The sequence below is a fragment of the Laspinema sp. D2d genome (assembly GCF_025370755.1).
Lineage (GTDB): Bacteria > Cyanobacteriota > Cyanobacteriia > Cyanobacteriales > Laspinemataceae > Laspinema.
Genome location: NZ_JAMXFC010000013.1, coordinates 102565 through 125140, shown reverse-complemented (window position 1 = coordinate 125140; position 22576 = coordinate 102565). Strand labels below are relative to the sequence as shown.

Here is a 22576-nt window from a genome sequence, read left to right as displayed (position 1 = left end):
TCCCCTTGCCATCAGACGAAGAATCTGCTGTTTTAAGATATCGCAAAAATACCCAGGCTTTGAATTTTCCACTCATGAACTCCGGGTTTGGCTCAATCTACATCGTCTCATGCTCAGATTTCCGGTTCTTGTAGATCTGGGTTGGTGCAAAATGGGGTTGAACAAATAGGTGTTTTTTTGTTGATCCTGGGTGATGAAAGACCGTAGCGATCGCCTCACTTTTAGACGCAGGCTGCGCTAAACTCTCAATAATTCCCTGTTCTGGTCAACCTCTATGATTCTCAAAACACCAAGCTCCTTGTTGATTCTTGCCATTGCGATCGCCGCTGCTGTCGGATTACCCGGGCGTGCCACGGGAGAACCTACTGCCATTATGGGAAATTGTGCGGAGTTTGACTGTGTGGAACTGCTGAATGAATTAGAAGCGGGTTTCCCCGAGGCGATCGCCGAAGCGAAATCCCAATGTAGCGAGAATCAATTCATCGGCATGAATATTTGGGAACAGAATGACAGTCGCCGAGTGAGCTTGGCTTGCTGGAACGGAGAAAGAGATAATAATGGGGGGTATCGAGAAGGCGTTTCTTTGGGTCTGTTTCCAGTTCCTGGAGAAGAAGGCAGCTTTGGTAGTTCTTGGGGATGTAGCGATCGCCTCTGCGAGGAACAGGTCAATACTTTAAAAGAAACTTATCCCGAGGAAATGCGAAACCATGAACTCCAATGTGGTTTCCTGGGGGGAGATTTATATCTATTAGTCTCTGAAACTGAGCAACAAGTTGACATTCAATGTGTCTTTTCTGCCGGTGCCATTTTTGTGGACATGGATGACGATGGCGTATCCGATGGCGAAAATAGTCAAGGAACCTTTGTAGATAATATCCTGGGTTCGTTTCCCATGCATTAGGAAATTGGGGGAGAATTAGGGATCATCATTTGGCCTTTTCCAAATAGCACCTTTTCCAAATAGCGCTTTTTTTTACCAGCTTACCAATCCCAGGTTTCAAATAGCTCGGAGACGGCTAGGGAAAAACCTGGGATAATGTCTTCTCCATCGAGCCGATCGCCTGAACGCAAAAAACCATCAGGTTCGGGGGTATGATAAACTAAGACAAACTTTTCATCGGGATGAATCACCCAGACTAACTGAGTTTCATTCTCGAAATATTCTACGATTTTACTATGAATTTCTTCCACAGTATTGCTGGGAGATAAAATTTCAACGGCTAAATCCGGCGAGCCTTGAAAAAATCCTCGGGGGGGTCGGGTTAACCCTTGCAATCGGTTTTTGGAAACAAACGAAATATCTGGGGCACGTTTATTCCCATTTTTTAGGGTAAAGGCTGTACTTGAATCACAAATTGCCCCCAGTTTATTGGGTTTGACTACGGTGATTAAAGCGGCTACTAAAATGCAGGCGATATAGCCATGTTCCATCCCGGAATTTCCCATGTCTATGACTTTTCCATTTACTAACTCGTACTGATTTCCATCTCGGGATAAGGCGATAAATTCTTCATCGGTCCAGTGTTTTTTTTCAGTGGAAACGGTCATAATTTTTCTGGATAATAATCTCTTAAATGGGGGTTTGGATTTTTGAAAAGCTGATGAGGAGGGGAGGTTGGGTTATAGATTTGTGGAATGGGGGAGGGAGATAACGATTGAAGTTGTTACTACGAACTTTGATTTTCATGAACTTCCCTAGGGAAACGACTGAAGTTGTTACTAAGAACTTTGATTTTTCTGAATTTCCCTAGGGAACAAGTATTGATGATTATTGGAGGCGACTGAGGGCTTCTCGGAGTTGTTGTTCGGATTGGGGATTGGTTTTAACGAGTTCGGTGATTTCGTTAAAGCGTTGGATGGTTAATCCGTTACTGGTGACTAAGTTTTTTGAGCCTTCGCAATAGTTGACGACGATCGCCTTGACTTCGCGATCGAGTTGGTTGACTGCATCCGTATTTCGGCAATCAATGGCAGGAACGTAACGGAGGATAGTTTCAACTTCTTCGTAGGCTTGCGATCGCTGTTGTTCGATCGCCAGGATGGATCGGGCGTAGTTCCCCATTTCTTCGGGGGTAATGGTTTGAGCAGAGGCAGAATAGGTCCCAATCCAGTGGGTAGAGTTTAGGGAGAGATGGGGAACGGAACCTGTGAGGATTCCTAAGACGGAAAGTGCGCCAGCGCAGAGGAGTTTCCCTTGGATTCCTTGAACCTGAAAACGGGACATTTTGAACATCATCATAATATCGATAGGGGATGAATTTACTAAGGAAAAAGCTTTTTTTCAGTTAATTTTTAAGCCCATTTAACAAGAAAAAATTTTTTATTTGATAATTTTTGATTTCTGATTTAAGGCTTTACCGAAAGGTTACCGCCTGGAAGTTGGGCGACAGAGTTGACATAGTTCTATGGTTTTGGTTTGGAGGGTAGAGAGTTCTTCTGTCCCTCTTTTGAGGCTGACTTCTAGTTCGAGAAGCAAGGCTAAGATTTGTTCTAATTGGCCCAGGGAGAACGCGCTGACTTCTTTTTTTAAGAAGTAGATTCGTTTAAAATTGCCGATTTCGGCAGCAGCAGCGATCGCCTTTTCGTCGCGCTCCCCACTTTCTATCATGAGTTTAACCCAGAACCAGGTTCTAAACTGCCCGGTGAGGGTGGCGGAAATTTTTAGGGCGGGTTCGTTGCGGTTGATCAAATCGGCGACTAATTCTAATGCGGTTCCTACGTCTCCTTGGCGAATGGCACTGGCAAGCTGTAAGCTGTTTTGAGTCGTTGCGGTGACGAGTTGATCCACGGTGGCAGCGCTCAGGGGTTGCGGTCCGGCACTCAGGGAATACAGGTGCAACTTTTCCAGGGCATTATACAGCGATCGCGTATCATTGCCAACGGATTCGGCCAACAGGTCCACGGCATCCGGGGTGAGTTTGACACCGACTTCTTGGGCGACTTTACGGACCGATGAGACGATTTCATCATGCTTCCAGGGGGGTAAGGGCGAAAATTCCTCGACTGTGGCGTATTTTTGTAATAGTTTGGTAGTTTTGAGCCTGCCATCAGGTTTGTTCGGGGTTGTCAGTAGCAGGACGTTGGTTTCGGGGATCACGGGTAGGGTGCGTTCCATTTCCGCTAAAACTTCGGCGGATGCCTGCTGACAAACGTTGGTATCCACCAACCACACAAAGCGCCCCCCACTGCCAAAGGGTGGGGTGACGGATTGATTGAGGCCCTGAATCACGGCATCGGACTGTTCTGGGGAAATTTTGTCGGCGTTAAAGGTGGCCCAAGCGGGATCCAGGGTGCGATCGCGCAAAGCGTTGATTGCTTTTGTCATAGCAAAGTCATCTGATCCCCAATAGAGGTAAATTGTCATATAGAAGACTATGGATAAGATCCCCGGGTCAAAAACACAGGAGGGTTAACCCTTCCTTTAAGATAAAAGAGATTGGCAATGGTCATACCACTGATCCCCGTTCAGGGCGAAACGCTCAGAATGGAGTCATTCTCACCGCACCTAAGACTAGCGCGAAACCCTTTATAGATACAGACAAGAGAGGCAATAAGAATTGGACGATACTTTACAAACCTATTTGAATCGAGTGGCGCGGATGACCCTAAAAGACGCCTATCAGTCGGGACTCCAGCATATTCAGACTTCTCCTAAATTTCAGGGGACTGAGGGTGGGGCCAGAAAGCCGGTATCTTTTCCAGGGTACACGGTGATTACTCCACCGATGAGAGAAGATGTTGAAAATCAAGAGTTTTATAAAAATATCGAGAGTTGTCAGCAACAACTCATGGAGATGCTGACACCGGGTTTAATGGTGCCGGTCCCTGCGGATAGCTTTCATGTCACTCTAGCGGATTTAATTTGGGACGGCAGCTACCGAGATGCATCGGCGGAAAATCCGAACTATGATGAGCAACTGCGATCGGCGATCGGCCAAAGTTTCCAGCAATCCCAGTCTCTGGCTGGAGGTCCCTCGATTCGCTGGCAGGCCCTCGGGGTGATGTTGCGGACTCGGGCGATCGGGATCTGTTTAGCGCCGAAAAATGAACCTTCATACGAGCAAATCGTCCAATTGCGGAGATCGATTTATCAAAATCAACAGTTAATGGGGTTAGGAATCGAACAGCAGTATCATTTTACCGGCCATATTACCTTGGGCTATTTTGGGGAGATTCCCTCCAGTTTGGACCGGGAACATCTCAGCAGTGTCTTAGCGGACTTTAATGATAAATGGCTGGATAGTCCCCAAGAAATTCTGATTCAAAAAGCCGAAATTCGCAAGTTTGACGATATGACGCGCTACTATCGCGAAGCAGATTGGCCGGTGTTTCAATTTTGACTAGGGGAGTAAGAGAATTAAGCCAGAAGAACCCATGACAAAGAATCAATGACTTCACTGATTCATCCGATACTGCAACAGAGTTTTGCCGTGATTGATGCTGAGATTGGCGAACATTCTTTTACTCCCGCTGAGTATGAAATTGTTCGGCGGGTGATTCATAGTACCGCTGATTTTGAATTTAAAAACTTGATGACATTTAGTCCAGGGGCGATTGAAGGGGCGATCGCTGCCTTGCGTCGAGGGGTTCCCGTGGTGACGGATGTCAGCATGGTGAAACAGGGAATCAGCGGGTTGCTTGCCAAAACTTTTGCCAATCCCTTACACTCTGCGGTAGAACGGGTCCCGGTGGCGACTGAGGGCAAAACCCGCACGGAAATGGGTCTGTTGCAATGCTTTGCGGAATTTCCTGAAGCGATTTATGCGATCGGGAATGCGCCTACGGCTTTGTTAGCCCTGTGCGAGGTCCTCCCCCAGTCCCCAATTCAACCGGCCCTCGTGATTGGCGCGCCTGTGGGGTTTGTTTCCGTGGTGGAATCTAAGGCGGTACTGGCACAGCAGAATGTCCCCCAGATTATCATCCAGGGTCGTAAAGGAGGTTCTCCGGCTACGGCAGCGATCGTTAATGCGTTAATTCTGTTGGCTTGGCAGCTAGAAAATTAAACGCGTAAAATCCCGATATTTTGGATTATTATACCCCTGGCGAGCATCTAGCTCGCTTCCTTTTTAAAAAAACCGCAATATTTTGAAGTTTAATGGTATAAACTCAGTGGCGATCGCAACGAAAATAAACGGATGATTCATGTCATAGGAATTGGGTTGGATGGGGTAGCGGGACTCACGGAACCCGTGCGCCAAATTATCGAATCGGCGAATCTTCTCGTGGGAAGCGATCGCCACTTGAGTTATTTTCCCCTGCATCCAGCCGAACGCCTGGTTATCGAAGATATTGGTCTAACGTTTAAAACCCTCTGCCGTCAGTTAATTCGTTGGAATTCCGGTTCATTAGACAGTCCCCCAGGGCGAAATGTTGTGGTTCTCACCAGTGGAGATCCATTATTTTTTGGATTAGGACGGTTACTATTAGCCGAACTGCCTGCGGACCAGCTTGATTTTCATCCTCATTTAAGCTGTATTCAATTAGCCTTTAGTCGCATTAAAGTCCCCTGGCAAGATGCGCGAATTGTCAGTGCACATGGACGAACCTTAGATGAATTATTAACTGTATTGCGGGAAAATGCCTCCAAAGTTGCCATTCTCACCGATGGTAAAAATAGCCCGAGTACAATTGCGCGTCTGCTGCTGTCATTGGATTTACCCAGCCGTTATGACTTTTGGGTTTGTGAAAACCTCGGCGGTTCCGATGAGCGCATTCAGGTGTTTCCCGTGCAACAAACCCATGATATTATTGCCTTAGAATCTCAAACCTTTTCCTCCTTAAATGTGGTGGTTTTGGTCCGACAATGTGGTAATAATGAAAGATTAGATATTGATAGTTTACCCAGCTTTGGATTACCCGATAGTACCTTTTTAACCTTTAGCGATCGGCCCGGTTTGATGACAAAGCGAGAAATGAGAATTCTTATTCTCGGGGAGTTGGGACTGCAACCCGGTCAAATTGTCTGGGATATTGGGGCGGGAACAGGTTCAGTTTCCATTGAAATGGGGCGATTATTTCCCCAATCTCAAATTTATGCCATTGAAAAAACCGGCGCGGGAATTTCCTTAATTGAGCAAAATTGTCAACGTCTCCAGGTGCGAAATGTGATTTCAATTCATGGTAGCGCCCCAGATATTTTAGATAGACTTCCGGTTCCCCAGCGGATTTTTATTGGGGGAACAGGAGGACAATTGCGGACGATTCTGGGGTTTTGTGGGGGACAATTAGCCAAGGGGGGAACAATGGCGATCGCCTTAGCTACCCTAGAACATTTGAATGAGGCATTAAATTGGGTAAATGAACGCCAGTGGGATTATCGCATCTTGCAGGCGAATTTATCCCGTTCCGTTCCCATTGCGCATCTCACCCGCTTTTCACCCTTAAATCCCGTGACGATTCTCACGATTAATAAGCCGGAATTGTAGCAATTCAGTTCAATTCAAGGGTTGAAAAAACTGGGTTTTTGCAACTTTCTTTAATATTCAGCACAAATTATTGACATTTTGCTAATACCGGGGGGTGACTGAGTTTGGGAAATTCCTGGTAATTTTTGAACCGAACTGCAAAGCTTGACCCTAAACCATGCCTGCTAACTCCATTACCGGAACTAGAGAATTTAAGTTAACATAAATATCTTCAGCCCGAGGGGGGCAATTTACCGGCTTAGGGCGCAAATGAGGATATTTAGTATAGTAATTTTCCTGATTGTCTCCAATCATATAATAATAGTCTAACCCTACTTGATTACTAATAATCCAATAACAATTGGGAACATACCGAGGAGAAAAAATCTCCAGAAGTTGAGTCCCGGGTTGACAGAATAGGGTATTCGTTAATCCTGCCCCATGTGGAGCTATAATCGTTTTAGCGCGAGTCATTAAAGCAATTTGCTCCCGGATAGAAAGGGCTTCTAAAATGACAGTTGTAAACCCCAAGGGTTCTAACAAGGCGCTAATTTCATCTTCATTAATAACTCGACGGACTTTGGCTTTGCGACGGCTAATGTAGATTTTTTCTGGGGTGTCAGAATCCGGGGAATCGGCGAGGGAGGTAAATCTTTCTTGGAGAAAGTTGCAAACCCATTTGGGTGGACCTTCAATAAACGGCCCAAACCATTTTTCCGTACTACTGGTAACCGAAGGAACCCATAACTGAGTTGCCTGAATGTGGGGATAGTCCAGGCTGGTTATCAATTTTTCTGGGGGGATATTTAAGGTATGAATCAGGTCTTGTTGGAAGCGATGGCTAACATTATTAATCACAAATTTATCAATTTTATCCCAATCGATGCCACTCCGGCGCAAGAGTTCAAGTCGCGGAATAATATCTACCCACCAATGATAATAGGTATCCCCTCCAAGGGTTGAAAGAAAGGCGACGGTTCCTTCAATTTTATGAACGGGAGGCAACTTATCTAAGGCGAATAAAAAAGGGACATTTCCCGTAGAAAGATCCGCTAAAAGAGTATTGTGTTCAGACCAAATCACACTGGTATATAAATCACCCCAAGCCCGTCCATTAGGGATACTTGCTAGATAGGTTTCTGGGGAATATCCCTGGGTTTCTGGGAAATAAGTCGGAACTGCTTTATCCTCCACCGCTAGGGTTTTCCCTGCGGTTAAATGAACAGAGATGCGCGGACTTATTTCCACATAAGTGATGTCCGCTGCCGGGTTATTTAATTGAAATTGGGTCGCTAAATGTTGAGTTAATCGACAGATTTTTTTGGGTGAGTTCACCGGAAGTTCCACCAAAGATTGCCGAGGTATTGCTTCTAAATGGGGTTGACCTCGGAAGTAAAGCATCATGAAATCTGCATCATATTTAATCGCCTTTTGGAAACAAGAGATGGACTCTTCTAGTTCCCCTTCCCGGTGTAAAATATTCCCTAGATTGCCATAGGCCATTGCTAAATCGGGTTCTAGGGCGATCGCATGACGGAGAGAGGTTTTGGCTTCATCGAGTTTACCTTGTTGTTCTAAAATGTAGCCTAAATTGCCGTGGGCGAGGGCAAAATTGGGCTGAATTTTAATACAGTCTCGCAAACAAGTAGCGGCGGCTTCTAGCTTGCCTTGTTGCTGCAAGGTGGTTCCCAAGTTGCGGTAGCCTTCGGCAAAATTGGGGTTAATTTCAATAGCTTTTTTAAAATAGTCGATGGCTTCTGCTTCGCGCTTGATTTTTCTTAAAATTAACCCTAAATTATTGTAGGCTTCAATCCAATCAGGTTGATGTTCTATTGTAGCTTGAAAACTAGCGATCGCCGATTCAATTTCATTTTTTTGTTGCAGCAAATAGCCCAATTTAAAGTGACCCGCAGCGAGATTAGGTTGCAGGGTTACTGCTTTCTGAAAACAGGAGATCGCCTCTTTTATTTTTTTCTGTAATTCCAAAAATATCCCTAGATTCAAGTAAGCGGGACCCCAATCGGGGTAAGTCTCGGTAAACTGCTGATAAAATGCGGTGGTTTCTTCGATGGTTGCCCGTTTACTTAACTCTAATCCCACTTGATTGTGCAGGTCCGGGGGAAACTGACTCGGATTGAGGTTTAAAGCGGTTTTCTGATACTCTATTCCCTCATCGACTCGTCCTTGTTCCTTAAAAACTTTTCCTAAATTCCAATAAACCCCAGCCCAATTTGGCTGAAGTTTTAAAGCTTTTTGATAGCAGAAAACCGCTGATTCTAAATCACCGATTTGATAAAAAATTGTCCCCTGATTGGCATGAACTTCGGCAAATTCCGGATTAAGAACTAATGCGCGATGGTAAGCCCGCATTGCTGCATCTAGTTTACCTTGAGCTTGTAAACTATTCCCCAAAGTTTTATAAATTGGAGAAAAATTGGGCTGAATTTGAATCAGTTGATGGCAGAGGGCCACTGCCTCGGTCCACTTTCCATCTTGATAATAGCGTTCAGCTTGTTGATTGGTTGCAGTCGCCTCAATATGCATCACGGTTCCACTTTTTTCGCTTGTCTGGTTATCCCTATACAGTGATGACCAACGGAAACAGTTCAAAGGACGGGGATATTATATCATGAGCGTCGCCCCAATGGAAAAGGGGTGCAGTCAAAACTACACCCCTTGGGATTGATTAAGGGAGATGAATTCAGGAAGACTACTAAACGGGGAGGATTCAGGTCAAAACAACCTCATGAAACTCTAGTTCAATCCCCTTACATACGGGGAATTGTTTAGAGATAATCCTAAATAAAGGCCGGATTTTGTTGCTTTTCCAAATATTGGATTAAGGCATAGGCCAGGTCGGCCCGAGTCATGGGTTCTAAAGGACGAATAGCTTGATTACTATTGGTATTAACAAACCCTTCTTGTAAGGCGGTTGCCATTGCTTGTTTGGCCCAATTGGGAATATTTAGGGCATCGGGATGGTCATTTAACAGTTCGGTGACGGCATCCTCAGATAGCTGAAATACCCCATAAGCTTGGGCAAAAATTGCTAATCCTTCGGCGCGAGTTACCGGGCGATCGGGAAAGAATCGGCCTTGACTATCCACGGTCATTGTGCCAGTTTTTAAGGCAATTTGAATGGCAGCATAATCTGGGCGATCGCCTGTCATATCTTGAACGTAAATTTCGGGATTTTCCGCTGTACTGCGTTGGCTTAATTTAAAGGCTTTTCCCAAAACTTGGGCCAGTTCTGACCGAGTAACCGACGCGGTGGAATCAAGGGTTTTATCCTCGGTAGGATGAGACATCCAACCCATAGATAACACTCGTTCTATCGGGGTTTGGTTCGATTGAGTTTGAGGCATTATTGTCCCTGGTTATATTGTAGGTTAGGCTATTTTTTTGACTTTCTATTCTTACGAGAAGATGAGGGGAAAATCAGGATATTTTACCGGCTATCCAGGGAACAATGAGAATTTTATTGGGCTGAAATTAAAGGGAGTCTAGCATTTTAGTCCCTCCAAACCGCTGTTAAATATCCAGGATAACCCTTGCTATCCATCCCTCTGGGGTGGATTCAAGTTTAAATTGATGTAAGGTGACTGCTTTGACATCAACCCGCTGTTCATGGCGATCGGGGTCGAGGGTTTCTCCTTTGGCGATCGCCTCTAGGTGATACAGTCCATTGTTCTGGGCGATCGTCACTTGTTGTCCGAGTAATAACAACTGTTCACTGTCTTTATAATACAGGAATTCCTGTAAATAATTAAACAGTAACATATCCAATTCATCGTTTTCTAAGGTGAAGTAACGCTGTTCGGTCAAAACAATGGTTTCTAATTCAAAAATCATCGCATTCAGCGTAGCATTTCCTGCGGCAATAAACACTTCTTCTAACTCTTTCCCTTGGGCTAGAAAAGCAATATCTGCTGTTGCCACATCTTCTAAAAATTCATAAGGCATCGGCTATTCCTCACAGGATTGCAATCGCTGGATGATGTCAGATTGGCGAGTCTGTACTTGTTTCCCAATAAACACTAACTCGGTTTTTTCCCATTGAAAGGGTTCCAATTCCCAGCGTCCAGCGACGAAATTAAACAGATAATTCCCTTCGGAAAACCGGATAAATCCTTTAGCGCGATAGACCTCGGATTCTAGGGTATCGGCAAAGGATTCAAACCGAGAACGATCAAAGAGATGGTCCGAGGTATAGCTAAAGGAATCAAATTCCAGTTGATGAACGTGATGGGGTGGTTTTTGAATGCGATCGCGATTTAATCCAAATAGTAAATCCGGGTCCACTTGGCAGCGTTCAGTTTTGACAATTGGGGCGATATTATTAATCTCGGTTAGCTTCTTCTCAATTTCCTTTAAGTGTTCTTCATCGACCAAATCTACCTTATTTAACAGGATAAAATCCGCCCCTTCAATTTGCAGGCGACTGGTATGACCAATATGGGGATATTTGACTAATCCATCGGCATCAATGGTGGTAATTACTCCATCCAAAATTACTTGAGTTAATGTTTCTTGAATGTCAAACACCAAAGCATCGGGTTCCGCCACTCCAGTAGTTTCTACGACAATTACATCGGGGTGAATCGTTTCGATAATTTCCTCAACTGCCGCCTCAAATTCTCCGGCGAGGGAACAGCAAACGCAACCCCCGCCTAATTCGGCAATCTGAATATTTTTACCTTCAATGACTTTACTATCAATGGCAATTTCGCCAAATTCATTCATTAAAATGGCAATTTTGCGGGGAACGGTCTCTAAAATATAGCGCAGTAAGGTAGTTTTTCCGCTGCCTAACGGTCCGGTAATTACCGTAATCGGAGTGCGTGTTTCCATTGTGATTACCCCTTGACATTTCCAATGGGAACTAAGCGCACTACTCGCTTACTTAATCCGGCTAATTCGGTAGCTTCTACTACCTCATCTACATCTTTATAAGCGCCTCCAGCTTCCTCGGCTAAACCTCGCCAGGAAGTGGTTCTAATGTAAATCCCTTGCTTCTGCATATCTTTTTGTAATTGTTCTCCATTCCACTGTTTTCGGGCCTTGGTTCGACTCATGGTTCGTCCGCTACCGTGGGCGGTACTAAAGAAACTTTGAGCCCCTGTGGATACCCCTGCTAACAGATAGGATCCGGTTTCCATACTACCGCCTAAAATCACCGGCTGACCATAAGGTTTATAGCGGTCTGGAATGCCGTCCATTCCTGGACCAAAGGCGCGAGTAGACCCTTTGCGATGGACCAGTAGCGATCGCATTTCGCCATTGACGAGATGCTGTTCTAATTTTGCTGTATTGTGGGAAACATCGTAAACTTGATGCATTCCTAATGCTTCAGCGGACCGTCCAAATACATCAGAAAAAACCTCCCGAATCCGGTGCAAAATCACTTGTCGGTTGGCAAAAGACATATTTAATCCACATTTCATGGCGGAAAAATAATCTTGCCCTTCGGGAGAATTAAACGGCGCGCAAGCCAATTCGCGGTCTAAAATCTGAATCCCATATTTAGATTCCATGACTTTAAGAAAGACTTGCAGATAGTCCGTAGCGACTTGATGTCCAAATCCGCGACTGCCACAGTGAAACATCACCACCACTTGATTGGGAATGGTAATCCCAAAGGCTTCAGCTAATTCTTTATTGACGATATTTTCAGGACGGGCAACTTGAATTTCTAAATAGTGATTCCCGGACCCCAAGGTTCCGATTTGATTGCACCCGCGATCAATGGCTTTGTCGCTAATTTTAGACGCATAAGCCCCGTCAATACAGCCATTTTCTTCCGTGAGTTCTAAATCCTCGTCCCATCCATATCCCTGGTTAATACACCACTTAGCCCCCTCTTGAACCACTTGGCGAAATTCATTGCGAGAGACTTTAACAAAGCCTTTACTCCCCACCCCTGCGGGAACGCGTTCATACAGCTTATCGATTAATTTTTTAATGTGGGGTTTGACCTCTTTTTCGGTGAGATTGGTCACGACTAAACGCATTCCACAGTTAATATCAAATCCAATGCCTCCGGGAGAAATGACTCCCCCTTCGGCAATATCCATTGCAGCAACACCGCCAATAGGAAATCCATAGCCAAAGTGACCATCGGGCATACATAAAGCACTTTGGGTAATTCCTGGGAGGGTTGCCACATTGCTAATTTGGTCCGCAACCGCTTCATCCATATTGTGGATTAACTGTTGGGTTGCATAAATTCGCGCGGGAACGCGCATTCCAGATTTGTAAGAGGTGGGAATTTCCCAGAGATAATCAGAAATTCGTTCTAGGGGTTTCATAAAATTATTTGGAGGACAAAAATTGGGAACACAACCGGCAGCCCGATAACTCAGGGATGGATTGCCAACCCTAAGTTATCGGACTCTATTCGGTCTATCCTAACCTTTGCCTTAGTCTTTTGCCTACTCTGTTGAGATGGGGAAGGCAAATTAGGTTTACAACGGCTACTATTGATCCGGTATTTTAGTAGCCAAACCGCAAGAGAATACGGGATTGTTGTGGTTTATTTGCGCTTTTTCTTCTGTTTATTGCCAGCTTTTGGGTGAGTTTTAGGGGACCCAAACCCAGAGGCAACTTGGGTTTGAGAATGTTTTTCGGGATGTTTTTCAAACAAGGCGGCAATCCCAGCGGGGTCTTTCAGCTTCTTCTTGGCTTCTTTTAACCCCAACCCGACCTGAATGGTATCCCAATTGTCGCACCAATCTTTATTAATGCGATCGCCTGCAAAGGCTGCCTCAATCGCTGAAGCGGCTTCCACTGCTTTTAATTCAACTAAACTGAACACAATAAACCCGTTTAAAATTTGAGACTCGGGATCAAAATAGGCCAATCTTTCCGTTAAAATACTCACACATTCGTCCCGGACTTCGGGATGTTGAGTCGCCATCACTTCCAGAGAATTCACCGCCGAGGCTCGGGCCGAGGTATTATAATCAGGATTGGCTAAATAATCTCTCAAAGCTGGAATTGCATCTGGGCCAATTTGGGCCAAAACTTGAGGTAATTCGTCTATGAACCAATCGTGATCGTCTAATGTATGAATCAAGGAGACTAAGGGTTGAATCGCTGTTTCTGCCCGCAGTTCTGCCAGCGATCGCCAAGCATGAATCGGTCCCCAAACTTCCAGACTCTCGGCATCGGCATCGTGTAATTCATCATCCCCTATCATGCGAATTAATTCGGGAATCTGTTCGGCTGTAAATCCAAATTTTTCGAGATAATGGGTACTGTTTTTGAAGTCATACTTGAAAACTGCCCCATAAGTCAACAGGTTGCTAACCGGGGGAGTGTAATTGGTTGAACTCATGATATAGGTTTGCTCAATCGATTATTTCTCAGGTTTCTATCTTGCCATAAAACATAAAATTAAGCACTCGAATTTTCAGCAAATCCCCAAAAATCCTTAAAGCTGTTTTCGCCGCATTTCCTCTCGATGTTTGCGAATTTCAAAGCTGAGAATTGAGGCATTTAACCAAGCAAAACCCGTGGCATATCCGGCTAAAACATCCGTAGGCCAATGCAAGCCGACATACATTCGACTCCAGGCGATCGCCAACACCAGAAAAAAAGCTCCCCCATAAATTACCCCCCGCCATCGGGGAAAAGACCGGCCTAACAAATAGCCACAAAACCCATAAATCACTACCCCATTCATGACATGACCACTCGGATAACTGGAGGTATTCAAGTGATCATGGATTATTGCCCATATCTGGGGTGGTCGATCGCGATTGAAACCGGCTTTAATCAACAGACTAAGCAAAGACCCGCCTATCGCTGCCCACAACAATCCAAACAATTCAATCCACTGTCGGCGGAGCCAAAATTTGACCGTTAATCCCACAGAAATCCCGGTTAAGACCACAGGTCCACCTATATTAGAAAAGGTGGTCATCAAGATATCCAGAAGAGGAGTATGGGTTTTTTGAATAGCCAGCATGATATATAAATCCCAATCCCCAGTTTCTCCGTTCATGACCTTATGGGTAATATAAAAAAATACTCCAACGGACAGCACAAACAGCAGAATACCTGTAATTAACATCCGGGAGGGAAGAGATAACACGGATTGAGAATTAAATTGCTGGTGCCAAAATCGAACCAACTGGGATGCTTTTTGCCGAAACTTAAAAATGGTCATTTTAAATCCACTAATCGAACTCAATCAAACCCGAGAGGCTCCCTCTTCAGTTTAGAATCAAAAGACTCCGGTAGAAATTTGAGCGCTGAATGAGTGGCGATCGCCCCCGATCCTGATGTGCTCTGTCGAGTCTCAAATGGGACAGTTTTTGGATATGATGAATCATTTGCAAGAACTTGTTGAGAACCTATGACCCAAAACTACCGCATAACTCTTCTTCCCGGCGACGGCATCGGCCCTGAAATTATGGCGATCGCGGTAGACGTCTTAAACCTGGTCGGACAGCAACTCGACTTGAGTTTTACCTTCACCGAAGCGGCGATCGGCGGATCTGCCATCGATGCCACCGGAGAACCCCTGCCTTCGGACACCCTCAAACAATGCCAAGATAGCGATGCCGTCCTCCTCGCGGCGATCGGGGGCTACAAATGGGATAACCTCCCGCGCCACCAACGACCGGAAACCGGCTTACTAGGACTGCGGGCGGGTTTGAATCTGTTTGCCAACTTACGACCCGCGACCATCTTACCGCAACTGGTGGATGCATCCAGTCTCAAGCGGGAAGTCGTTGAAGGTGTAGATATCATGGTCGTCCGGGAACTCACCGGGGGCATTTATTTCGGTCAACCGAAAGGCATTTTCGAGACGGAAACCGGAGAAAAACGCGGCGTCAATACAATGGCCTATACGGAATCAGAAATCGACCGTATTGGGCGCGTTGCCTTTGAGACAGCCCGGAAACGCCAGGGTAAACTATGTTCCGTGGATAAAGCAAACGTCTTAGATGTCTCCCAACTTTGGCGCGATCGCATCACTCAACTCGCCGCAGAATACAGCGATGTAGAACTCTCTCACCTGTATGTCGATAACGCCGCTATGCAATTAGTCCGGTGGCCCAAACAATTCGATACCATTGTCACCGGCAACCTGTTTGGAGATATTCTCTCGGATGCTGCTGCCATGCTTACCGGCAGTATTGGAATGTTGCCTTCTGCCAGTTTAGGGTCATCCGGTCCCGGTTTATTTGAACCCGTCCACGGTTCGGCCCCAGATATTGCCGGACAGGATAAAGCGAACCCGATCGCCCAAGTCTTAAGTGCAGCGATGATGTTGCGCTATGGGTTAGATCAACCGGAAGCAGCAACAAAAATTGAGCAAGCGGTTCTCCAAGTTCTGGATGCCGGATATCGAACTGGAGATATCATGTCCGAAGGCATGAAACGGGTGGGATGTCGCCAAATGGGTGATGCGTTACTTCAAGCCTTAGCCGGATAAACGCCCCCTTGTCCCCTGTAAACCTGACGATTGATGGGTTTAAGTTAATCTAGCCCTCCCCTGTGTCATGGGGAGGGTGGACTCCTGGGATGGTTGGGCTATTTTAGAATAGGTCTTTAAAAACCAAATTTAATAACCGTCAGGGATGCTGAAGGAAGGAACCATGTGGGATCACATTGCGAAACAGATTGCTGAGGTAACCGGAGAGAAATTTGCCCTGGGCGATCGCCGTTCTGTGGGTGGGGGTTGCATCAATCAAGGGTATCGCGTCACGGGAGGCAATCGCACCTACTTTGTCAAGCTGAATCGCGCTGTGGATCTGCCCATGTTTGAGGCGGAGGCGTTGGGATTGCAAGAAATGTGGGACACCCACACCATTCGAGTCCCCAAACCGATTTGTACTGGCATTGCCAATGATTCAGCCTATATTGTTTTAGAGTGGCTGGAGTTGGCGTCTCGCGCCGATACTGAAGTTTCCCGAGAAATGGGGCGCAAACTAGCTGCATTGCATCAACATTCCGGTTCAGGCAAATTTGGCTGGAGTCGGAATAATACCATTGGTTCTACCCCACAAATTAATACCTGGACCGCCGATTGGACGGAGTTTTGGGCGGAACATCGCATCGGGTTTCAACTTCAACTGGCGCAACGAAAAGGGGGGCAGTTTCCCCAGGGCGATCGCCTCATCGATGCAATTCCTAAATTATTAGCAAATCATACCCCCCAACCCTCCCTCGTTCACGGCGATTTATGGGGTGGCAATGCCGGGGTGACTGAAGCGGGGGAACCGACTATTTATGACCCTGCCACCTATTATGGCGATCGGGAAGTTGATATTGCTATGACTGAATTATTTGGGGGATTTTCCACAGCTTTCTATCAAGGATATAACGAAGTTTGGCCCTTGCCTGCGGGATATGAACAGCGCAAAACCCTTTATAACCTTTATCACATTCTGAATCATTTTAATTTATTTGGGGGCGGGTATGGGTCCCAAGCCAATCGAGCGATCGCCACCCTATTAGATTAACGTATCCCCCAAATCAGAAGCCCAGACTTTTAAGGGTCTGGGCTTCTTTTATAAGCTAACTGACGGCTATTAAAAAACAATCGAGGGCTTTAGGCATCGGGAGTCAGTTAGCGGTTTTTAAAACTTTATTGAAAACCGTCAAAAAAAGGGATAACCGTTGCTGGTTTTAAAGATAAGCAACCAATGTGAATATCTGATGAAGATTTTCCTAACTTCAAAAAATTTTTTTAGGGACTTTGGCCCTCCCGAGGTTAGTCCCTGCCTATCTTGGTAATTCTGGTAAGGGATTTCCATAAAAAAACTTCTGCATTAGAAGTAATGCCGAATTATTCAAGCCCCCCTGGAACTAAATATTTATTCCTCTGGCTTCCCCCTTAAGAAGGGGGACGGGAGGGGGATCTCCCGGGGGGTTGGGGGGATCTCTGATAGAAGATTTTATTTTGTAGAGTTCCCTAACCTAAAAGGTTCCCTCCCAAAAGGGAGCAGATTTCGGATCCAATACTTGGAGACTCCACCCAAATAATAGGCCCAGACCCCGAGGGATCTGGGCTAATTTTATAGACCCGCTGACGATTATTCAATGGTAGAGGGCAAGGCAACAACTAAGTGTCAGCAAGTGAAGTTTAAAAGAGCTTTGAAATGAGTTAAAAAGAAGTTAAAACCTTTATTGCTTATTAAGATAATGAAAGAATGTGAATATCTTATGAAGATTGGAAAATTTTTCTAAAAATTTTTTGAGGGGTATGAGTCCGTGATCCCAGGGCCTCTCCTTTCCCCCGGATCCAGTACCCCAGAGCTAAAATTAGCTCTAAAAATATAACCAGACCCAATTGGGTCTGGTTATGGGTTATTTTTATAAACTGGCTGAGTCCTTATACAAGAAACGATTGTAAAAGGCATCAATACAGCCAGTGGTTTTTAAAGGGGCTTTGAAAGAAGTTACGAACAGGTTTGGAACCTTAGCTGATTATCAAGATAATGGAGAGCTGTGAAAATCTTGTGAAGATTTGCAAAACTTTCCAAATTTTTTTTACCCGGCTTTTGGAGTCGCGATTTTCGGGGCTACATCCAACCCGAGTCCCCCTCCTGCGTCATCTGGAATCCGGGAATTATCTGATTCTACTCCATTTCCGCAATGGCTTCCGGTGACTGGGGTTGGGCATGAATTGTAACCGTATCAACGCATGATTTGAGCTAAAATGATGTCCCGGATCGTAGCCGAAGCTGGAGAAGGGCGATCGCTCAATAGACCCGGAAACCTAAACTCATCAAAGAACCGTCCGAGGCACCCAAGCTAGGAACGATAACTGGCTAAACTGTTCAAGAAGATGGCCTTGTTCCACGTAATGACTTGACCCGATAACAAATTAGTTATATGAAAAGACTCGCGTTTGTGACTTTGAGACTGTTATCCCTGGCGATCGCACTCCCAGCAGTAACTCAAACCCTGTGGATTCATCCAGCGATCGCTCAGGGGGTCGTCAACGCCCGAAGATCCCAGTCCCAACCCTTCCCCTCCTTTAACAGTCAGCGACTCGACGAACAACTGATCCGCTATCAGCAACAGTTGAACCAATCCGGACCTCCAGATATCTTAATCGTCGGCAGTTCCCGCGCCCTACAAGGCGTAGACCCCCTCGCCTTAGAACTCGCCTTAGCCCATTATGGACATCCGGGACTGAGAATTTATAACTTTAGCATCAATGGAGCCACGGCCCAAGTCATTGATCTCCTATTACGGAGAATTTTGACCCCGGATCAACTCCCCAAACTGATTATTTGGGCCGATGGCGTGAGAGCTTTTAATAATGGTCGTCCCGATCGCACCTATCAAGCAATCCTGGAATCCGAAGGGTATCGCCTCCTCTCCAGTGGCGTGCGTCCTCTACAAACCCAAGGTTCATCCACCCCCACCAGAACCGGACCGACAAGAAGGCGGCAAAGTGCGGTCCCGGGGGCCTTTCCGAAAATAGACCCGCCCCCCCCACTCACCACCAATGATGACCCCCGAGAAGCCCTTGCCACAACCTATCAAGCGATGAATGTCTGGTTTAGTCAGGTCAGAGAAGAAATTGCCGCCACATACAATGACGAGGCACAACAGGCGATGTGGATCCGACGGGGGGACCCCGGAGACCGTCGGAACAACCCCAGACCCAGCACCCCCACTCCTGGAACTGGGAGACCCCCCCTGCCGACCATAGAAGCCCTGACTGCCCAGCAGACCCCGAACCAAATGCAACCCACGGGGTTCGTTCCCGTGAGCGATCGCTATAATCCCGAGACCTACTATCAGAAACATCCGCGAGTATCGGGGCAATATGATGGAGATTATGCAGCATTTAGCTTGCAAGGGGAACAAACCCGAGCATTAGAGGCGATCGCGCAATTTACCAACAGCAAACAAATCCCCTTAGTCGTCGTTAATCTCCCCTTAAATAGCGATTACCTCGACGCCGTGAGAAGTTCCTCCGAACAACAATTCCGAACTCAAATGCAACGCATGGCGACTCAACGAGGCTTTATTTTCCGCGACCTCGGGCAACTCTGGCCCACCCAGGATAATTACTTTGCCGACCCCAGTCACCTCAACCGCTACGGAGCCTTTTCCGTCGCCGTAGAACTCGCCGCAGACCCAACCATTCCTTGGGGGAGAGCGAGATAAACTGAGGGTTAATTATCAGGAGAATTAGCAATAATTGAAACAGGCATTTTAGGCCATAAATTCATAGATTATAAACCGGGTTTCTTCAGAGAAAATTTGGCAAATTTATAAAATTTTTACAGAAACCCGATTTTTTGTCCTGAGCAATCTAATCCCTTTCACCGTTCCCCTCAGTGGCTTGGATTTGGGGCATAGTTGAGTATAATAAAAATACCCCCTTACTCCCGCTAACCCATGCAAGCGTTTGAATTTAAAACCATTCTCCAAAACGGAACCATTAGCCTTCCGTCGAAATACCCCCACCAGTGGGAAGGTAAAATCATCCGCGTCATTGTTTTAGAAGACATCGATAGCACTTCGCCATCACTAGAAACGAACCCAATCACATGATTTCGCTGTTAACTATGAACGCAATTAACCACAATATCGAACTGCCCTTCGCCCAAATTCAAGCGTTTTGCCAACGCTGGCACATCACAGAATTTGCTCTATTTGGCTCCGTCTTGCGCGATGATTTTCGCCCCGATAGTGACATTGATGTGCTGGTCACGTTTGACCCGCAATTTCGGCGGGGTTTAGCCGAAACAATCCAAATGCGTCAGGAGTTAGAAACCCTTTTTGGCCGGGAAGTTGACTTAATTGTAAAACCTGCGATCGCCAAAAGTGAAAACTGGCTACGCCGTCAACAGATACTGGAATCTGCACAAGTTATCTATGCCACAAGATCTAGAATCCCTAATTGATATTGAAAATGCCGCTAAGCGTATCCTCCGCTATGCCAATGGTATTGAGCCAACTGAACTGATCACTAATGATGAAAAGGTTTCAGCGATTCTCTATCAGATTACAATCATTGGAGAAGCCACAAAGCGCCTTTCAATGGAATTTCGTCAACAACACCCAGAAATCCCTTGGCGAAACTTAGCTGGGATGCGTGATGTGATTGTTCATGAATACGATCAAGTTGACCTCGATATTGTTTGGGACGTAATCCATGGCGAAATTCCTCAACTTCTCGTACAACTTAAACCTTTAGTGATTAAGCCTCCAGAACCGTAAATGACTCCTGAACACCCCCCTGAAAAAATCCCTTATCTTGAGTTTCTGAATACTGAACTTAAACCCATTTCGGATCGCACCGATAAACCCTTGGTGATTGACCTATTTTCCGGTTGTGGGGGATTTGCATTAGGATTTGAAGCGGTCGGATTTAGAACCATTGGATATGAAATGGACTCCGACGCCTGTATGACTTATCGGAAAAATCTCAATTCTCTTTGCCATAAGGTTCTATTAACCCCTGAAAGTGAATTAGTTCAAGGCGCATCGATCATTATTGGGGGTCCTCCTTGCCAACCTTTTAGTGTTGGGGGAAATCAGCAGGGAGTCAAAGACAGTCGAGATGGATTTCCGATTTTTATCAATGCGGTAGAACGCCATCAACCGGCGATCGCCATCTTTGAAAACGTGCCCGGAATGCGATTTCGCAATAAAGCCTATTTTGAAGAAATTATCAACAGCTTAAAAGCCTTAGATTACATCATAGAATGGGAAATTCTTACCGCAAGTGATTATGGTGTTCCTCAACGCCGACAGCGATTATTTTGTATCGCCCATAAAGGCGCATGGGAATGGCCCAAAAAAACTCATCACTATCATCCTTACACCGCTGGAGAAGCCCTCGGAGAACTGGCATTGATGGCACCACCCAACTCCAAATTTCTAACTCCTAGTATGGATGAATATATTAGAAAATATGAAAAAGCGTCTAAATGTGTCAACCCTAGAGATTTACATTTAGATCGACCCTCTCGAACTGTAACCTGTCGGAATTTGAGTGCAGCAACGGGAGATATGTTAAGAATTCGCTTACCGGAAGGACGGAGACGACGGTTAACGGTTCGTGAAGGTGCACGCCTGCAAAGTTTCCCGGATTGGTTTGAATTTTATGGCAACGAAGACAGTCAGTGTAAACAAATTGGCAATGCCGTTCCCCCCGTTTTAGCCAAGTCGTTAGCAGTTAGGGTTAAGGCATATTTGAGAAATAGGGCGCGATCGCCCTCAAAAAAATGTCTTAAGTTTGAGGAACCTATTCAGCTATCTTTTAATTCTCTAAATTCCGATTTTCTGGAAGTAACTGAATAAAGCAAAATTTTTGAATAAAGTCCAGCGGTTCATAAAATTGAACAAGCTTGGTCGTCTTAACAGAAACAAAGAGTGATGTTTGTGTTGGTGTAGGTGAAAAGCCCGGTTACTCTGTCAAAAATAATACAAACTAATACCATAGACTCTTCGGATTTCCTGACTGTGCTGCACTCTTTATGGCCGCGTTGCTGAATGGAACAACGAAACAATCTCTACAGTCTGTCTGTTGTTCTTACTCAGTCTATCACGAGTCTCATTCAGTCTTAAACGGGGCCAAGCAGCCCTCCTGGTCTAGCGAAATCTCCCTGAAGAGGGGATTTTACCCTTTCGACTGCGGGTATAAGGAAGGGATATTTCTGAGATTGTCTTGCGGATTAAAAAAGTTTTCAAAATTCACCGGATTTTCTATTTGACCTTTGTTTTTATTAAGTCTAGTATAACGTAAAAATAATAAATTAGGTAATTTTATAAAATACTCCTGAATTTTTTAAGCATTCTTGTAGGAGGGGATGACCAATTTACCTCTACCAGTTCTATGCTTAAACAATTAACATTTTTCGTCTTTTTTGGTTTAGTTTTTGGTACGGTAATTGGGGTGCCTCAAGTTAAAGACAATCTCAGTAAGACCACGGAATTTATCAGTTCAAATCATACCCATACTGTTGATTCAGTCACTCAACAAAATCCGGATGAGAAAAAATGTACGATTCCTCGGGGTAGCGGGAGAAGAGATGACTGTTCTACTGAAGCATTTACACAACCCAGTTCCCAGGAGATGAGAACAGACTCTGTTGCTAGTTAATGAATATCAATTTTGAGTGGAATAGTGAAACCCAGTAGATCACCTACTGGGTTTTTTCAGGTTGGGGAATTGTTTAGGAGTGATG

General features: G+C 45.5%; 21 protein-coding genes. 11 read left to right on the top strand and 10 right to left on the bottom strand.

The features are described from left to right. The first annotated feature begins 274 nt into the window (after window positions 1-274). Entirely contained in the window at window positions 275-901 is a 627-nt protein-coding gene (locus NG796_RS11335) for a hypothetical protein (RefSeq protein ID WP_261206746.1), read from the top strand. 80 nt (window positions 902-981) lie between these two features. On the opposite strand, the gene NG796_RS11330 is transcribed toward NG796_RS11335, so the two are convergent. The 3 genes from NG796_RS11330 to holA form a co-directional block, all read right to left on the bottom strand. Beyond that, window positions 982-1548, bottom strand: a complete 567-nt coding sequence (locus NG796_RS11330; RefSeq protein ID WP_261206744.1) for a Uma2 family endonuclease — start codon at window positions 1546-1548, stop codon at window positions 982-984. 220 nt (window positions 1549-1768) lie between these two features. Next, window positions 1769-2224: a DUF4168 domain-containing protein gene (locus NG796_RS11325; protein ID WP_261206742.1), complete on the bottom strand. Its 456-nt coding sequence runs from the start codon at window positions 2222-2224 to the stop codon at window positions 1769-1771. Window positions 2225-2365: 141 nt separating this feature from the next. Then, window positions 2366-3364, bottom strand: coding sequence for a DNA polymerase III subunit delta (holA, locus tag NG796_RS11320; protein WP_261206741.1), 999 nt, complete (start codon window positions 3362-3364; stop codon window positions 2366-2368). 193 nt (window positions 3365-3557) lie between these two features. Here holA and NG796_RS11315 point away from each other — a divergent pair, with 193 nt between their 5' ends. The 3 genes from NG796_RS11315 (at window position 3558) to cbiE (ending at window position 6425) form a co-directional block, all read left to right on the top strand. Beyond that, complete coding sequence (locus NG796_RS11315; RefSeq protein ID WP_261206739.1) at window positions 3558-4340, top strand: DUF1868 domain-containing protein; 783 nt, start codon at window positions 3558-3560, stop codon at window positions 4338-4340. A gap of 48 nt (window positions 4341-4388) precedes the next feature. After that, entirely contained in the window at window positions 4389-5003 is a 615-nt protein-coding gene (locus tag NG796_RS11310; protein ID WP_261206737.1) for a cobalt-precorrin-8X methylmutase, read from the top strand. 132 nt (window positions 5004-5135) lie between these two features. Continuing rightward, a complete protein-coding gene (gene cbiE, locus NG796_RS11305) occupies window positions 5136-6425 on the top strand; it encodes a precorrin-6y C5,15-methyltransferase (decarboxylating) subunit CbiE (RefSeq protein WP_261206735.1) in 1290 nt (429 codons plus the stop codon). Window positions 6426-6575: 150 nt separating this feature from the next. Here the strand turns inward: cbiE and NG796_RS11300 are convergent, their stop codons facing one another. From NG796_RS11300 to NG796_RS11270, 7 genes are all read right to left on the bottom strand, one after another. Next, the gene (locus tag NG796_RS11300) at window positions 6576-8948 is read right to left on the bottom strand and encodes a tetratricopeptide repeat protein (RefSeq protein ID WP_261206802.1); all 2373 of its coding nucleotides are present in this window, start codon (window positions 8946-8948) and stop codon (window positions 6576-6578) included. 254 nt (window positions 8949-9202) lie between these two features. Further along, window positions 9203-9769, bottom strand: a complete 567-nt coding sequence (locus NG796_RS11295; RefSeq protein WP_261206734.1) for an S-layer homology domain-containing protein — start codon at window positions 9767-9769, stop codon at window positions 9203-9205. Between the two features lie 166 nt (window positions 9770-9935). Further along, window positions 9936-10367 (bottom strand): archease, encoded by a 432-nt coding sequence (locus NG796_RS11290; protein ID WP_261206733.1) that lies wholly within the window; start codon window positions 10365-10367, stop codon window positions 9936-9938. 3 nt (window positions 10368-10370) lie between these two features. Continuing rightward, window positions 10371-11255, bottom strand: coding sequence for a CobW family GTP-binding protein (locus NG796_RS11285; protein ID WP_261206732.1), 885 nt, complete (start codon window positions 11253-11255; stop codon window positions 10371-10373). 5 nt (window positions 11256-11260) lie between these two features. After that, window positions 11261-12712, bottom strand: a complete 1452-nt coding sequence (locus tag NG796_RS11280) for an RtcB family protein (protein ID WP_261206730.1) — start codon at window positions 12710-12712, stop codon at window positions 11261-11263. A 224-nt stretch (window positions 12713-12936) separates the two neighbouring features. After that, on the bottom strand, window positions 12937-13740 hold the full coding sequence (locus NG796_RS11275) for a HEAT repeat domain-containing protein (RefSeq protein ID WP_261206729.1): 804 nt from the start codon (window positions 13738-13740) through the stop codon (window positions 12937-12939). A gap of 96 nt (window positions 13741-13836) precedes the next feature. After that, window positions 13837-14574, bottom strand: a complete 738-nt coding sequence (locus NG796_RS11270) for a phosphatase PAP2 family protein (RefSeq protein ID WP_261206728.1) — start codon at window positions 14572-14574, stop codon at window positions 13837-13839. Between the two features lie 189 nt (window positions 14575-14763). Here NG796_RS11270 and leuB point away from each other — a divergent pair, with 189 nt between their 5' ends. The 7 genes from leuB to NG796_RS11235 all read left to right on the top strand — a co-directional run bounded on the left by leuB (window position 14764) and on the right by NG796_RS11235 (window position 22491). Next, the gene (gene leuB / locus NG796_RS11265; RefSeq protein WP_261206727.1) at window positions 14764-15849 is read left to right on the top strand and encodes a 3-isopropylmalate dehydrogenase; all 1086 of its coding nucleotides are present in this window, start codon (window positions 14764-14766) and stop codon (window positions 15847-15849) included. Between the two features lie 163 nt (window positions 15850-16012). Beyond that, complete coding sequence (locus NG796_RS11260) at window positions 16013-16879, top strand: fructosamine kinase family protein (protein WP_261206726.1); 867 nt, start codon at window positions 16013-16015, stop codon at window positions 16877-16879. Between the two features lie 1393 nt (window positions 16880-18272). Further along, window positions 18273-19544 (top strand): DUF1574 domain-containing protein, encoded by a 1272-nt coding sequence (locus tag NG796_RS11255; RefSeq protein ID WP_261206725.1) that lies wholly within the window; start codon window positions 18273-18275, stop codon window positions 19542-19544. 404 nt (window positions 19545-19948) lie between these two features. Further along, a complete protein-coding gene (locus tag NG796_RS11250) occupies window positions 19949-20287 on the top strand; it encodes a nucleotidyltransferase family protein (RefSeq protein ID WP_261206724.1) in 339 nt (112 codons plus the stop codon). Further along, window positions 20259-20603 (top strand): DUF86 domain-containing protein, encoded by a 345-nt coding sequence (locus NG796_RS11245; RefSeq protein WP_261206722.1) that lies wholly within the window; start codon window positions 20259-20261, stop codon window positions 20601-20603. Before NG796_RS11250 ends, NG796_RS11245 begins: the two co-directional genes overlap by 29 nt. Then, complete coding sequence (locus NG796_RS11240) at window positions 20604-21689, top strand: DNA cytosine methyltransferase (RefSeq protein ID WP_261206720.1); 1086 nt, start codon at window positions 20604-20606, stop codon at window positions 21687-21689. It abuts the gene before it with no gap. 535 nt (window positions 21690-22224) lie between these two features. Beyond that, entirely contained in the window at window positions 22225-22491 is a 267-nt protein-coding gene (locus NG796_RS11235; protein WP_261206718.1) for a hypothetical protein, read from the top strand. Window positions 22492-22576: the final 85 nt, after the last annotated feature.

What these genes read in the sequence shown, in the direction of transcription:
- NG796_RS11335 (WP_261206746.1), top strand. Translation starts at nt 275, where the DNA reads ATGATTCTCAAAACACCAAGCTCCTTGTTGATTCTTGCCATTGCGATC.
- NG796_RS11330 (WP_261206744.1), bottom strand. Translation starts at nt 1,548, where the DNA reads ATGACCGTTTCCACTGAAAAAAAACACTGGACCGATGAAGAATTTATC.
- NG796_RS11325 (WP_261206742.1), bottom strand. Translation starts at nt 2,224, where the DNA reads ATGTCCCGTTTTCAGGTTCAAGGAATCCAAGGGAAACTCCTCTGCGCT.
- holA (WP_261206741.1), bottom strand. Translation starts at nt 3,364, where the DNA reads ATGACAATTTACCTCTATTGGGGATCAGATGACTTTGCTATGACAAAA.
- NG796_RS11310 (WP_261206737.1), top strand. Translation starts at nt 4,389, where the DNA reads ATGACTTCACTGATTCATCCGATACTGCAACAGAGTTTTGCCGTGATT.
- cbiE (WP_261206735.1), top strand. Translation starts at nt 5,136, where the DNA reads ATGATTCATGTCATAGGAATTGGGTTGGATGGGGTAGCGGGACTCACG.
- NG796_RS11300 (WP_261206802.1), bottom strand. Translation starts at nt 8,948, where the DNA reads ATGCATATTGAGGCGACTGCAACCAATCAACAAGCTGAACGCTATTAT.
- NG796_RS11295 (WP_261206734.1), bottom strand. Translation starts at nt 9,769, where the DNA reads ATGCCTCAAACTCAATCGAACCAAACCCCGATAGAACGAGTGTTATCT.
- NG796_RS11290 (WP_261206733.1), bottom strand. Translation starts at nt 10,367, where the DNA reads ATGCCTTATGAATTTTTAGAAGATGTGGCAACAGCAGATATTGCTTTT.
- NG796_RS11285 (WP_261206732.1), bottom strand. Translation starts at nt 11,255, where the DNA reads ATGGAAACACGCACTCCGATTACGGTAATTACCGGACCGTTAGGCAGC.
- NG796_RS11280 (WP_261206730.1), bottom strand. Translation starts at nt 12,712, where the DNA reads ATGAAACCCCTAGAACGAATTTCTGATTATCTCTGGGAAATTCCCACC.
- NG796_RS11275 (WP_261206729.1), bottom strand. Translation starts at nt 13,740, where the DNA reads ATGAGTTCAACCAATTACACTCCCCCGGTTAGCAACCTGTTGACTTAT.
- NG796_RS11270 (WP_261206728.1), bottom strand. Translation starts at nt 14,574, where the DNA reads ATGACCATTTTTAAGTTTCGGCAAAAAGCATCCCAGTTGGTTCGATTT.
- leuB (WP_261206727.1), top strand. Translation starts at nt 14,764, where the DNA reads ATGACCCAAAACTACCGCATAACTCTTCTTCCCGGCGACGGCATCGGC.
- NG796_RS11260 (WP_261206726.1), top strand. Translation starts at nt 16,013, where the DNA reads ATGTGGGATCACATTGCGAAACAGATTGCTGAGGTAACCGGAGAGAAA.
- NG796_RS11250 (WP_261206724.1), top strand. Translation starts at nt 19,949, where the DNA reads ATGAACGCAATTAACCACAATATCGAACTGCCCTTCGCCCAAATTCAA.
- NG796_RS11245 (WP_261206722.1), top strand. Translation starts at nt 20,259, where the DNA reads ATGCCACAAGATCTAGAATCCCTAATTGATATTGAAAATGCCGCTAAG.
- NG796_RS11240 (WP_261206720.1), top strand. Translation starts at nt 20,604, where the DNA reads ATGACTCCTGAACACCCCCCTGAAAAAATCCCTTATCTTGAGTTTCTG.
- NG796_RS11235 (WP_261206718.1), top strand. Translation starts at nt 22,225, where the DNA reads ATGCTTAAACAATTAACATTTTTCGTCTTTTTTGGTTTAGTTTTTGGT.